The organism is Rummeliibacillus sp. GQ308 (assembly GCF_059759115.1).
The window spans coordinates 155,329-168,456 of record NZ_JCAXDQ010000003.1 but is presented as its reverse complement, the minus strand read 5'-3'; the positions used below and the strand labels follow the sequence as shown (position 1 = coordinate 168,456).

13 protein-coding genes and 2 riboswitches are annotated in these 13,128 nt (G+C 37.5%); of the genes, 11 read left to right on the top strand and 2 right to left on the bottom strand.

Annotation, left to right across the window (positions count from 1 at the left end; genetic code table 11):
- Positions 1-526: 526 nt before the first annotated feature.
- Positions 527-634: riboswitch (TPP riboswitch) on the top strand.
- A 104-nt stretch (positions 635-738) separates the two neighbouring features.
- The 6 genes from tenA (at position 739) to hlpB (ending at position 4,446) form a co-directional block, all read left to right on the top strand.
- Entirely contained in the window at positions 739-1,428 is a 690-nt protein-coding gene (gene tenA, locus AC6CHJ_RS13160; protein WP_498288913.1) for a thiaminase II, read from the top strand.
- The gene (gene tenI, locus AC6CHJ_RS13155) at positions 1,428-2,051 is read left to right on the top strand and encodes a thiazole tautomerase TenI (protein ID WP_249774852.1); all 624 of its coding nucleotides are present in this window, start codon (positions 1,428-1,430) and stop codon (positions 2,049-2,051) included. Before tenA ends, tenI begins: the two co-directional genes overlap by 1 nt.
- A gap of 32 nt (positions 2,052-2,083) precedes the next feature.
- Positions 2,084-2,287, top strand: coding sequence for a sulfur carrier protein ThiS (thiS, locus tag AC6CHJ_RS13150; protein ID WP_392996905.1), 204 nt, complete (start codon positions 2,084-2,086; stop codon positions 2,285-2,287).
- Position 2,288: 1 nt separating this feature from the next.
- Positions 2,289-3,056, top strand: coding sequence for a thiazole synthase (locus AC6CHJ_RS13145; RefSeq protein ID WP_498288911.1), 768 nt, complete (start codon positions 2,289-2,291; stop codon positions 3,054-3,056).
- Positions 3,053-4,072 (top strand): thiazole biosynthesis adenylyltransferase ThiF, encoded by a 1,020-nt coding sequence (locus AC6CHJ_RS13140; RefSeq protein WP_498288909.1) that lies wholly within the window; start codon positions 3,053-3,055, stop codon positions 4,070-4,072. Before AC6CHJ_RS13145 ends, AC6CHJ_RS13140 begins: the two co-directional genes overlap by 4 nt.
- Positions 4,073-4,164: 92 nt before the next feature.
- On the top strand, positions 4,165-4,446 hold the full coding sequence (gene hlpB / locus AC6CHJ_RS13135; protein WP_147197769.1) for an HNH nuclease-like protein HlpB: 282 nt from the start codon (positions 4,165-4,167) through the stop codon (positions 4,444-4,446).
- A 55-nt stretch (positions 4,447-4,501) separates the two neighbouring features.
- Here hlpB and AC6CHJ_RS13130 read toward each other — a convergent pair whose 3' ends face one another.
- Complete coding sequence (locus AC6CHJ_RS13130; protein ID WP_498288907.1) at positions 4,502-4,993, bottom strand: hypothetical protein; 492 nt, start codon at positions 4,991-4,993, stop codon at positions 4,502-4,504.
- Positions 4,994-5,186: 193 nt separating this feature from the next.
- Between AC6CHJ_RS13130 and AC6CHJ_RS13125 the strand changes: the two genes are divergently transcribed.
- The 3 genes from AC6CHJ_RS13125 to AC6CHJ_RS13115 all read left to right on the top strand — a co-directional run bounded on the left by AC6CHJ_RS13125 (position 5,187) and on the right by AC6CHJ_RS13115 (position 8,949).
- Positions 5,187-5,585: a (deoxy)nucleoside triphosphate pyrophosphohydrolase gene (locus tag AC6CHJ_RS13125; protein WP_498288905.1), complete on the top strand. Its 399-nt coding sequence runs from the start codon at positions 5,187-5,189 to the stop codon at positions 5,583-5,585.
- Between the two features lie 28 nt (positions 5,586-5,613).
- Positions 5,614-8,505 carry a DEAD/DEAH box helicase gene (locus tag AC6CHJ_RS13120; RefSeq protein ID WP_498288903.1) on the top strand — a complete coding sequence of 964 codons (2,892 nt, stop codon included), beginning with the start codon at positions 5,614-5,616 and terminating at the stop codon, positions 8,503-8,505.
- 180 nt (positions 8,506-8,685) lie between these two features.
- Positions 8,686-8,949, top strand: coding sequence for a hypothetical protein (locus tag AC6CHJ_RS13115; protein ID WP_498288901.1), 264 nt, complete (start codon positions 8,686-8,688; stop codon positions 8,947-8,949).
- Between the two features lie 815 nt (positions 8,950-9,764).
- On the opposite strand, the gene AC6CHJ_RS13110 is transcribed toward AC6CHJ_RS13115, so the two are convergent.
- Positions 9,765-10,526 (bottom strand): SDR family oxidoreductase, encoded by a 762-nt coding sequence (locus AC6CHJ_RS13110; RefSeq protein ID WP_498288899.1) that lies wholly within the window; start codon positions 10,524-10,526, stop codon positions 9,765-9,767.
- A 259-nt stretch (positions 10,527-10,785) separates the two neighbouring features.
- Positions 10,786-10,899: riboswitch (SAM riboswitch) on the top strand.
- Positions 10,900-10,991: 92 nt separating this feature from the next.
- Between AC6CHJ_RS13110 and AC6CHJ_RS13105 the strand changes: the two genes are divergently transcribed.
- Together AC6CHJ_RS13105 and AC6CHJ_RS13100 are read left to right on the top strand one after the other, a co-directional pair.
- Positions 10,992-12,071: an LLM class flavin-dependent oxidoreductase gene (locus AC6CHJ_RS13105; RefSeq protein ID WP_498288897.1), complete on the top strand. Its 1,080-nt coding sequence runs from the start codon at positions 10,992-10,994 to the stop codon at positions 12,069-12,071.
- Positions 12,064-13,011 (top strand): ATP-grasp domain-containing protein, encoded by a 948-nt coding sequence (locus AC6CHJ_RS13100; protein ID WP_392996890.1) that lies wholly within the window; start codon positions 12,064-12,066, stop codon positions 13,009-13,011. The genes AC6CHJ_RS13105 and AC6CHJ_RS13100 overlap by 8 nt, the downstream gene beginning before the upstream one ends.
- The last annotated feature ends 117 nt before the right edge of the window (positions 13,012-13,128 follow it).

Here is a 13,128-nt window from a genome sequence, read left to right as displayed (position 1 = left end):
GCAATAGCCAAACCTAAAAAAGGAAAAAGATTATCTCAGCCCGTGATTGAGATAATCTTTTTTAGTTATAACGGGTGTCTTGTGAGACTACAATATAATAAAATTTTTAACTAGAAAAGAGAAGGACTATGGAGAAGCTCGGATTATATAAGGAAGTTTACATATCGTAAGTAATAGAGTGGCGGTAGCATTCCTATATTTACAACCGTTCGGTGGTGAGATACAACTGTTCCTGGAAGATTTACCACCGCATCCACCCGATTTACAACCGCTCTTCACAAGTTTACTTCCGAAAGTTAGCAATTTAAGTCCTATCTGTCCTAAATGAAGTAAAATATGGTCGCCCGCAAAAAGGTTATAAAAAGAGATAAAGATTTTCAAATTGAAAATTACGTTGTGCTGTGATTAGGTGCCCAACAGCAATCAATCCTAAGGAAAGGGATGTTACTAAATTTCACCATATCTGTCCTTGACAATCCATTCAATAATGTTAAGATAATATCGAATGTTACTAAAACTTCATATGATTTACCACTAGGGGTGCCATTAGAATGGCTGAGATCAAAGTGTGACTTTGAGACTCTTGGAACCTGATTTGGTTTATACCAACGTAGGGAAGTGGCACGGCAGAAATTTTATTTTTTGATACATATAATTTCTAATACCCACTTTCTTTGCGTAAAGGAAAGTGGGGTTTTTTTATTCCATTTTCCTAACACTATTTTTGGAGGGATTATGATGAAATTTTCAGAGCAGTTACGACTAGAGGCAGATTCTATTTGGGAAGCAAGTTTTCAGCATCCTTTTGTGACAGGGATAGCTGATGGAAGCTTGCCATTAGAAAGCTTCCGCTATTACGTGTTGCAGGATTCTTATTATCTTTCTCATTTTGCCAGAGTGCAGGCATTGGCGGGAGCAAAGGCACCTGATTTGCACACAACGGCTCGCATGGCTATTCATGTACAGGGTACAGCTGAAGCAGAACTGAGTCTGCATGCTAATTTTTCAAAGCAATTAGGAATTACTGATGCTGAAATTGCTGAGTTTAAGCCTGCTCCCACTGCCTATGCGTACACATCTCATCTATATCGAGCGGCATTTACTGGTCATATTGGTGATATTATTGCAGCGCTTCTTCCATGCTATTGGCTTTATGATGAAATCGGTCAGCGTTTAAAGGGAAATACGCCAAATCAACCAATCTATCAAGAGTGGATTGCTGCATACGGTGGCGATTGGTTCCATGAAAAAGTGGTGGAGCAAATCGAGCGAATCGATGAGATTGCTGAGAGGGTTACAGAATCAGATCGCTTGCAAATGCTCGAGCATTTTATGATCAGCAGCCAATACGAATATTCATTTTGGGAGATGGCTTATCAGCATGAAGATTGGCCAATCGTGAATAAGGATTCGATGGTGAGAGGCTAATGAATCGAGAGCTGCATATTGTTTCGACAGGCAGACAGCCTATTCCTGAAATGATTCGGATCGCCAAAGATATTCATCCATTCATTGATGCTTTCCATATCCGTGAAAAGCAGAGAACTGCCAGAGAACTAATGGAAATCGTAAATCAACTGAAGGCAGAAGGTGTGCCTTTGGATAAAATCATCATCAACGATCGACTGGACGTCGGAGCGGTCACAAAGGTGAAGGGCGTTCAACTAGCTAATCATAGTTTGGATATCGCGGTTGTGAAGGATGTTTTTCCAGCATTACGGCTAGGATGTTCGGTTCACACAGTAGAAGAAGCGATATATGCGAGTGAATGTGGCGCAGATTATGTGATATATGGCCATATCTTCCCTTCACAATCCAAGCCGGACAAAGAACCACGAGGCCTAGAAAAATTAAAGGAATTAACTATGAACGTAAAAGTTCCAGTGATTGCGATTGGCGGAATTCAATTTGAGAATGTAGAACGAGTGTTGGAAGCAGGAGCAAGCGGGATTGCAGTCTTGTCAGGAGTGATGTTGGCAAACAATCCAGTACAGGCAGCGAAAAAGTATTCTGCAAAATTGAGGTTAACGGAAAGTCCTTTATCAAAATAAATTGATTAGCACACGTAAAAGGAAGTGAGCGGATGAGACTCCAAATAAATGGTGAATCTCTAGAAGTTCCCGAGCAAATAAGAGTTGTGTCAGATGTGATTCATCACTTTGGATTAGAATCTAAGGTTTTCATTATGGAATTAAATCATAACATTTTAGACAAAAGTCGCTATTTCGACACAGCTGTATCAGATGGCGACAAAATAGAGATTGTACACTTTGTTGGAGGTGGATGAAATGTTGAAAATTGGGCCATATGAATTTCAATCAAGACTTTTATTAGGAACAGGAAAGTACCCAAACTTTGATATTCAGAAAGAAGCCGTGGAAGTATCAGGAACGGATATCCTTACGTTTGCCGTTAGAAGAATGAATATTTTTGAGGCGAGCCAGCCGAATTTCCTGGAGAAAATAGATTTAGCGAAGTATAAACTATTACCCAATACAGCAGGGGCCACTACGGCTGCAGAAGCGGTTCGCATCGCCAAGCTGGCAAAGGCATCTGGCTTATGTGACATGATTAAAGTCGAAGTCATCGGTTGCCAAAAAACCCTGTTGCCTGACCCGTTCGAAACATATAAGGCATCTGAAGAATTATTGAAAGAAGGATTTATTGTCCTTCCTTATATCTCAGATGATGTATTGCTAGCTAAAAGATTGCAAGAATTAGGCGTCCATGCAATCATGCCTGGCGCTTCTCCAATAGGTTCTGGTCAAGGCATTATCAACCCGCTTAATTTAAGTTTTATTATTGAGCAAGCAACTGTCCCTGTTATTGTAGATGCAGGTATTGGTGCGCCATCTGATGCGGCTATTGCTATGGAAGCAGGAGCGGATGGAGTCCTCTTAAATACTGCTGTTTCGGGTGCTGGTGATCCCGTGAAAATGGCGGAAGCAATGAAGCTTGCCATCGAAGCAGGGCGCTTAGGCTATGAAGCAGGTAGAATAGCGAAAAAAAACTATGCAACGGCTAGCAGTCCAACCGAAGGAATGAGCATCGGGTGAGTGAGCGTTATTCAAGGCAAGAATTATTTGTGCCTATCGGTAAAGAAGGCCAAGAGAAAATTAGGCAAAAGCATGTACTTGTAATTGGTGCAGGGGCACTCGGAACGGGAAGTGCAGAAAGTCTCGTACGTATGGGGGTTGGTAAGCTGACTATAGTTGATCGAGATTACGTAGAGTGGAGTAATCTTCAAAGGCAACAATTATACGATGAGGAAGATGCCAAGCAACGCGTACCTAAAGCTATTGCAGCGCATAAACGATTATCACAGTTAAATAGTGAAGTAGAAATCCATGGTCTTGTTCAAGATGTTTCAGCGACTGAAGCAGAGCAACTTATAAGGGATGTGGATCTCATAATGGATGCCACAGATAATTTTGACACACGCATGATTCTAAATGATGTAGCACAAAAATATAACATTCCATGGATTTATGGTGCTTGTGCCGGAAGCTATGGATTAAGCTATTCCATTATCCCGGGGAAAACGCCTTGTTTAAATTGTTTGCTGGAGACAGTGCCAATTGGTGGATTAACGTGTGATACGGCAGGCATAATCAGTCCCGCTGTCCAAATGGTAGTGGCTTATCAAATCACTGAAGCGCTAAAGATTTTAGTTGAGGATGATTGTTCTTTAAGGAATCAGCTTATATCCTTTGATTTATGGAAGAATCAACATACTTCTATCAAGGTCGATCAGTTAAAGAAACAGAGTTGTCCATCCTGTGGCGATCATCCAACTTATCCTTACCTAGAACATCAAAGTCAATCAAAAGTAGCAGTATTGTGTGGACGCGAGACGGTTCAAATTCGACCGTCTCATAGAATCACAGTGGACTTAGAAAACGTAGCAAACCTACTATCTAAGCAAGCGGACTCAGTCGTACGAAATCCATATCTTGTTTCGTTTAAAATGGGCGATTTTCGTCTCGTCCTATTTAAAGACGGACGGGCATTGATACATGGCACGAAGAATATTGAGGAAGCTAAATCATTTTATTATCGTTATTTAGGATAGCTAAGGAGTATGCTTGTGGGGTATAGATGTCTAATCAACAGTTATACTAATCAAAACTGTAACAGGGAAATTCTTTAGAAAAGGGCGATAGAATGGTGGCAATATGTGAGCTATGTGGGCGAGATGGAGTGGAAGTGACCATCCATCATTTACTTCCGAAAGAGATGGGCGGTACTTTTGGTGATACTGCCAAACTCTGCATACCATGTCACAAACAAATACATGCCCTTTATACAAATAGCGAAATTGCAGCTCGATTATCCACATTATCAGAATTACGTGCAGATCCAGCGATAAGACGTTTCATCAAATGGATTCGAAAGCAGCCCTCTAGCAAGATGGTGAGGAATAAAAAGGTGAACCGGAGAAAATAGAGGAGCATGCTGTTTTGAGTAGAACAGCATGCTTTTGTTATGACTTGATGTGGTATTAAAGCTCCACATCTTCTGGATCAACCCATTCACCAGTAAGCAAATCAAGTGCATTTCCTGCATCATGGATTTCAAAATATGAAGGAATGCCAATTTCTTTACCGTTCGCTTGGTTGAAGCATTGATAAACCCAACGACCGATTTCTGTAATACAGGCTTCCTCCACACCCTCTTTTTCATAGAAATCTTCTAATGTATCTGACCACTCTTCCTCCAACCATTCATCTACTAAAAATTCATCAAGTAAATCGATAGAACCCGCGAAACCTTCATCTACCTCTTCTTCAAAAACCTCATCAAACATATCTTCTCGAGTAGATAAACTGAAGTAGAGAGTAGGTTCACCTATACTACTTTCGATAAATATTGCGTTTACCTCTTCCGCAAAATTCATCTCTATTAAACTGCCTATTTTCTCCACCAATTCATTTGTCTTTTTAGACAAATTGGAACGAATCATCTCTAAATAGTTTTCTACACTGTATTCCATATAATCACCCCTTAAACAAGTATAGGATTAGAATGACATTCCATTTATGGGGAAGACACATATGATTTATATTTGAATAATCATTTGATTCGTGGATAAACACTTGTTTCCATGACTTTTAAACTAAATACCTTTACATAACTCCTTTACTAAAATATGCTTAAATTAAAATTTCAAAATAAAGGTGATTTATATGAAAAAATTAGTACATGTTGTTGGAGCAATTATTGAAAATGAAAAGAATGAAATTTTCTGTGCGTTGAGGAGTCGAGAAATGACTTTAGCAAACTACTGGGAGTTCCCAGGAGGAAAAATTGAGCCAGGAGAAACACCTAAACAAGCATTGGAACGTGAAATTCAAGAAGAATTTGCATGTTCTATTCAAATTGGTAAAAAAGTAGAAGATACGACGTACGAGTATGAGAAAATAATTGTACGACTTGAAACATACAAAGCAAAATTGATTGATGGGCAACCTACTGCATTAGAACATGCTGCTACAAAATGGGTAGCACGTGATGAGATTAGGCAACTGAATTTCGCTCCTGCAGATATACCTGCTGTAGAAAAGATTGTACAAGAAGAAAAATGAAAATTCGATGAGAATGGTGTGAGTAAAAATGGAACAACAACTAATCAAGAAATTTGAAAGCTCACTTTACAAGGGGTTTATCGATCGAGATGAGGTAGTTGCTGGTCAATTCAAACCAAAACTGTTAACCAATAATAGGCAAGAAACAGTATTATCAAGATTACTTCAAGAATTGAAAACGTGTAAAACATTTATTTTTTCTGTGGCCTTTATTACAGAAGGAGGATTGGCAACATTAAAAACGATGTTGCATGACTTAAAACAAAAAGGAGTTAAAGGTCGCATTTTAACTTCAACATTCTTAAACTTTAATCAACCTAAAATGTTTAAAGAGCTACTGAAACTCGAAAATGTGGAAGTGCGCCTAACAGGGGAGAAGGGGTTTCATTCAAAAGGATATATTTTTGAACATCATAATTATTACTCTTTGATTGTTGGAAGCTCCAATTTAACAGATAGTGCCCTAAAATCAAATTACGAATGGAATGTTTTCTTGACCTCACTGGAAAATGGAGAAATCATTCATCACTTTAAGAAGCAGTTTGAAGATGCATGGGATAAGGCAATTAATTTAAGTGAGGATTGGATTGCTAATTATAAACAGTATTATGATCTGCAACCATTTGTTAAGAAGAACACTACCAATGTTTTGGAACTAAATACGCAATACTTAGCAAATACTCTTGCTGATAGCTTATCGGTTGAACCTAATAAAATGCAGATAGCTGCTCTTGAACAGCTCAAGGTACTAAGAGCAAAAGGAGAGCAAAAAGGATTAATTATTTCTGCGACAGGTACCGGTAAAACATATTTATCTGCTTTTGATGTTCGTGCTTTTTCTCCAGATAGGATGTTATTTATAGTACATCGTGAACAAATATTAAAAAAGGCAATGCAAGATTATAGAAAAGTCCTCGGTGGACATGAAAATGATTTTGGTATTCTCTCTGGAAATTCTAAGAATATGAACGCTAAATATATATTTGCCACAGTTCAAACTATTTCTAAAGATGAGTCTCTGAAACAATTTGCGAAAGACCAATTTGACTATATTTTAATTGATGAAGTACATAGAGCAGGAGCCGACTCATATTTAAGAATTATAAATTACTTTACGCCGAAATTCTTGCTGGGTATGACTGCTACTCCTGAACGAACAGATAACTTTAATATTTATGAGTTGTTTGATTACAATATCGCATACGAGATTCGCCTTCAAGCAGCCCTTGATGAGGATATGCTTTGTCCATTCCATTACTTTGGTGTTTTGGATTTTGAAAAAGATGGAATAGTAATAGACGATGCAACTGACCTACAAAACTTGATTTCCTCGGAACGGGTTACTCATTTAATCGAAAAGATTAGTTATTATGGTTATTCAGGTGATTGTGTTCGGGGATTAATGTTTTGTAGATCTAAAGATGAGGTGTATGAACTTTCGAAAGCATTAAATCAAAAAGGGTTCAAGACAATTGGATTAACAGGTGATCATTCACAACATGAGCGTGAGGAAGCTGTTCGGAAATTAAATAACGGTGAACTGGACTATATTTTAACAGTTGATATTTTCAATGAAGGAATAGACATACCAGCATTAAACCAAATTGTCATGCTGCGCCAAACTCAATCAAGCATTATATTCATTCAACAACTTGGACGTGGTCTCCGCAAACATAATTCTAAAGAGTATACAACGATTATTGATTTTATAGGCAATTATAAAAATAACTATTTGATTCCCATAGCACTTTCTGGCGATCAATCTATGAATAAAGATAATGTCCGTAGAAAAACTATTAATACTGATTATATTCAAGGTGTTTCAACGATAAACTTTGAAGAGATAGCAAAGAAAAAAATATTCGATGCTATTAATAACACAAACCTTTCTAATTTGAAGATGTTACGCGATACCTATACAGAAATAAAAAATCGAATTGGTCGAATCCCGCATCTTATTGATTTTATTGAGCAGCAATCAATTGATCCTGAATTAATAGTAGCTTATTCCGATACGTATTATAATTTTTTATTGAAAATGAAGGAATCAATCAAACCACTCTCTGAATATGAGTTGTCTGTTTTAAAAATGTTTTCAAAAGAATTCTTGAATGGCAAACGTATGCATGAAGTCATCTTAATAGAAGCTTTGTTAAAGGAGAAATCAATCTCTAAAACAGTGTACATTCAGATACTAAGAGACTTTGGTACGTATGTTGATAATGAGACGATTCGATCTGTTGAAAATATGTTTTCTTTAAAATTTCATACTCAAGGTGATGCCAAAAAGTATGGAATCAAGCCTATTATAGAATTCACTAATGAGAGCTATTATTTTAATGAGCAATTCCAAGATTGTTTAGATAACTCAGACGCTCTGAAAAATTATATTCAGGATATTATAAGATGTGCTTATGAAAAGAACAAAAAGTATGATAAAACACAACCATTGACCTTATTTGAAAAGTACTCTCGTAGAGATGCCTGTCGATTATTAAATTGGCATCATGATGATTCTTCGACTATTTATGGATATCGTACAAAACATAAAACTTGTCCAATCTTTGTTACTTATCATAAAAAAGATGAGATTGAGATAAGCCAAGCGTATGGAGATGAATTTTTAGCGCGCGATTTATTTAGATGGTTCACTCGGAATCGTTTGACTTTAAATTCAAATGAAGTGAAAAATATTTTATCTTATAAAGAAACTGAAATGAAAATTCATCTATTCATTAAGAAAGATGATGGGGAAGGATCAGATTTCTATTACCTTGGTGTAGTAGAGATTAATAAAGAGAGTGCTGAAAATAAAACAATGCCAGATGGAAAAGGAAATAATTTGTCAGTAGTTACAATGAATTTAGTATTAGAGCAACCGGTCCAATATGATGTTTATCATTACTTAGTAGAAGAATAATTTGCCATGCTATTTATTAGTAATAATCTCCAATTCAAACTGTTTTCTGAAATAAAAAGGCAGAGCGCATGCTAGTAATTTTCATGTATTAAATTCATGCTATTAAAGCATGGTAATCTAAATTTTAGGAAGCAAGAAATTCTTTCATGGGAAAACTCATTACAACGGATGTCGAATGTGATGCGGGATAAAGATATTCCGGAAGAAGCCACGGTTGCGATTGAGTTTAAAATTCCTAATACTTTCAAGCGTGTTGATTTTATTATTGCAGGGAATGATGGCTCAGAGGATCATGTGGTGATTGGTGAGCTTAAGCAATGGTCGGAAGTGCAAAAAGTTGAAAGGAAAGAGGCAAGTGTGAAAACAGCTTTAGGAGGTGGCCTCCGTGAAGTAGCGCATCCATCCTATCAAGTAGAAATGTTCAATTACAAAACATACATTTAAAACCATGTGCCTATTTACATAATTACCGCAAGATTGAGAACGATGAATTAACTGATTCAATTATTCAATTTATGACTCTTATTTAAAGAAGGTGCCATTTCCAGGATAATCCAATGCATGCGAAGCCATTTTATAAAGAACGGACTTATCGGATGTGGTCAAATTGTAGTAATGCTTGCGGATGTGTTGTTCCACTTACTCGTCCATTTCTTGTATAGTTGTAAAAGATGTATAAGGTGCTAAATATTCAAAACGTGCCATGTTTTCTCCTTCTTTCAGCTTTTATAAAGTAAATAGAAGAAAGTAGAGAAAAGGGGACAAAAAATAAAAAATATTTTTGTTTACAATATAAAGAAGAATGTACAACAATTTGTTGTACACTCCTCAATTTAATGTGTGAGATGCGAATTTATTTTACATAAGATGATAATCTGAATGGGATGAGATGGTATTTGAATGAATGGGTTGACATTGTTTATCCATTTTTTTAATGTTTTGTGCAAGAGCGTTATCACGACCACGTATTTTATTAGATACTGCTTTAATTCTTACAAAATCATTCACTACATATTGAATGCGATTAGATAATGCTTCTACAGTAGCAACTATTTTTGTTTTCGCTAGAGCATCTTGTTTGCCGTGCTGTTTACCGCTCTTTTGTTATTGTGTATCTCACACATTAGTATTCTATGAAGTAAACGGTTTTTGATCTGTACTCATGTCCGTGATTCTTAAAATACTTTGAATTGGTTTACCACTATTACAGAAAAAAACTCGCCGATTGCGGCGAGTTTTTCTTTTTTAATTCAAGCATGTTATTCAATAGTATGTTTCATGGCATTATACATATTGGCTACGTGCTCATCTGACTTATCTCGTGGCATGCGGAGTCGTTCAACGGAAGAGCCGTACCCTATTTCTTGTTTGCCTTCTTGTAAGCCTTTGAAAATGCCATCTGCAAATTCGTCTAATGGCTCTCCATTTGTATGCAGTCCGGCTCCGCCTAGGTCTGTGTTGACTGCTGGAGGGGCAACTTCAATCACTTCTACACCTGTTTCGGCAAGCTGGTGACGCAAGCTCATCGTAAAGGAGTGGAATGCTGCTTTTGTAGCTGAATAGATTGGCGCGATAACCATCGGGGTAAAAGCTAACCCAGATGTAATGTTAATAAAAGTGGCTTCTTCTTTTTTAGCGAAATAGGGTGCAAAAAGCATCGTTATATGGAATGGCGCTTCAATGTTGGTCGTAATTTCTTGATTGAAATAAGCCCAATCGTTCTTTGCATCTGCTTTTAATATGTTAAAACGTTGTTGCATTCCTGCGTTGTTCACTAACACATTCACTTCGGGATAGTTTTCTGTTACCCATTCGAATAGGGAAATGCGCTCAGATTCACTGCTTACATCGCTTTGATGAATGATCAGCTCTGGAAATTTTTCTTTTGCCTGCTGAAGAACATTTTCTCTCCGTCCTGTAACGATCACTTTGTTTCCTGCTTTTAAAAATCTTTCTGCAAAAGCTAAGCCAATTCCAGAACTTCCGCCTGTGATAAGGATTGTATTTCCTGAAAGTTTCAATGTTATTCCTCTTTTCTAATAGCATGTGGTTCTGATAAAAATACAGGATGCTGTACTGACAATTTTTCAGTAGCCCATGGTAGTATATCCTAATACTACCCACTAACTATAGGGATTAACATCGTTCAAATGCTTAGAAATAATAATAAACCTCCTTTTCTTATTAACTTAGTTAGGATTAATGGCATAATCTATTGACAATGGTTCATATTATGGGTAATATTCATTTTAAGTTGAAATTCCAAAAATCAAATAATTCGATCTATCCAGAGAGGTGGAGGGACATGGCCCTTTGAAACCTCAGCAACAGGTTCTGCTAATGTAGTAGAATACTGTGCTAATTCCATCAGGCATATAGCTTGGAAGATAGGAGAAGACAAACTTGTTTTGTTAGAAGTCTCTTTCCCTATCTCGGGAGGAGACTTTTTTATTTGTATATATAGCAGGAGGAAAAGGAGTGGAGAAATGAAGTACGGTTTTTGGTTGCCTATTTTTGGTGGTTGGTTGAGAAATGTAAAGGAAGAAAATATGCCACCCACGTATGAGTATGCGAAAACAATCATTCAATCAGCAGAAAAGTGGGGATATGATACAACATTAATCGCAGAACTATATTTAAATGATATTAAAGGCACTGACAAAGATTCGTTAGAGGCATGGTCTACGGCGGCAGCTTTGGCAGCAGTAACAGAAAAAATTGAGATCATGGCAGCCGTTCGCCCCGTATTTCATAATCCTGCTGTAACTGCGAAAATGGCGGCAACTATTGACCATATTAGCAAGGGGCGTTTCACATTAAATGTAGTTTCGGGTTGGTGGGCTGAAGAGGCGAAGCAATATGGCGGCGATTTTACTGAACATGACCAGCGCTATGATAGAACGGCAGAGTTTATTGAAATTTTGAAAGGCTTATGGACGGAAGATACATTTTCATATCAGGGGAAGTTTTATCAAATAGATCAGGCAAAGCTTTCGCCTAAACCAGTGCAACGTCCTCATCCGATTTTATATGCTGGCGGTGAAAGTGAAAAAGGCAAACAGATCATTTCATCATTGTGTGATGCTTATGTCATTCATGGTCATACAGTGGAGGAAGCGAAGGCTAAGATTTCTGATATGAAGACGCGTAGAGAAGAAGCTGGTCGTGAGCCCTTTAAAACCATTGGAATGGCAGCCTATGTGATTTGCCGTGATACGGAGGAAGAAGCGCAGGAAGAGTTAAAACGAATTACAACGGTGAGCAATCTAAGTGGATATGCAGGCTTTAAAGACTTTACATCTAAGTCAGAGCTTGAACATCAAATTCAGTTACAGGATTATTCAGTATCTAATCGCGGAATCCGACCGAATTTAGTTGGCACACCTGAGCACATTGCAAATCAAATTATAGCCTTTGAGGAAGCTGGAGTTGATTTACTATTATTACAATGTTCTCCACAGCTAGAGGAACTAGAACGCTTTTCGAAACAGGTTATGCCGAAAGTGGAAGAATTAAAGTCCATAATCATAGAAAACAAAAGCAGGGGGCAGGAATATCATGTCTAAAATATACGTAATTCATGAGAATAGTGAATGGACAGAACATCTATTTAAAAGATTAGAAGAGTTAGAACTTCCTTATGAAGATTGGAATCTTGTAAGAGGGACAGTTGATCTTACGTCTGTTCCACCTGAAGGGATTTTTTACAATCGCATGAGTGCTTCATCTCATACACGAGGCAACCGCTTTGCTCCAGAGTTAACAAGTGCTGTTCTCTCTTGGTTGGAGCACCATGGCAGAGTAGTGATCAATGGAAGCCGTGCCCTTCAGCTAGAGGTAAGTAAGGTCTTACAGTACTTAGAACTAGAGAAGTACGGCATCAAAACACCGAAAACAATTGCTGCAGTAGGAAGAGAAGAAATTCTGAAAGCAGCGGAGGAATTTGGCACAAAGAAATTTATAACAAAGCATAACCGAGCTGGAAAAGGGCTTGGGGTACAGCTTTTTACGTCTGTAGATGCTCTGCAAAACTATATTGATAGTGATAGCTTTGAGGAACCAGTCGATGGAATTACATTGCTGCAGGAATATATCGAGTCTCCTGAGGCTTTTATTACACGTAGTGAATTTATTGGTGGAAAGTATTTTTATGCTGTTCGGGTGGACACTTCTGAAGGCTTTGAATTATGTCCTGCCGATGCATGTGCAATTGATGATCTTTTCTGCCCTGTTGGAGAAGAAAGCGCCAAACCTGCAAAATTCCAGATTAGAGAAGGGTTTGAACATCCTATTTTTGAGAAATATGAACGTCTGCTAGCAGCCAATGATATTAAAATCGCGGGTATAGAGTTTATCCAAGATAAAGAGGGCCAAATTTACACATATGATATTAACACGAATACCAATTACAACAGTGAAGCGGAAGCCAACGGAGATATTTATGGAATGCTTGAAATTGCTAAGTATTTAGGTGGAGAGCTTAAAAAATTGGAAGTGACTGTTTAGGTAGCGAGTTAATCTTGGCTTGCGTATGGCCAAATCAATTGGACAATAAAAAACGGCTGAGGCCGTTTTTTTTTTGCTTTTTCAAAGCAAAACAATTGCAGTACAAGATTTAAACGG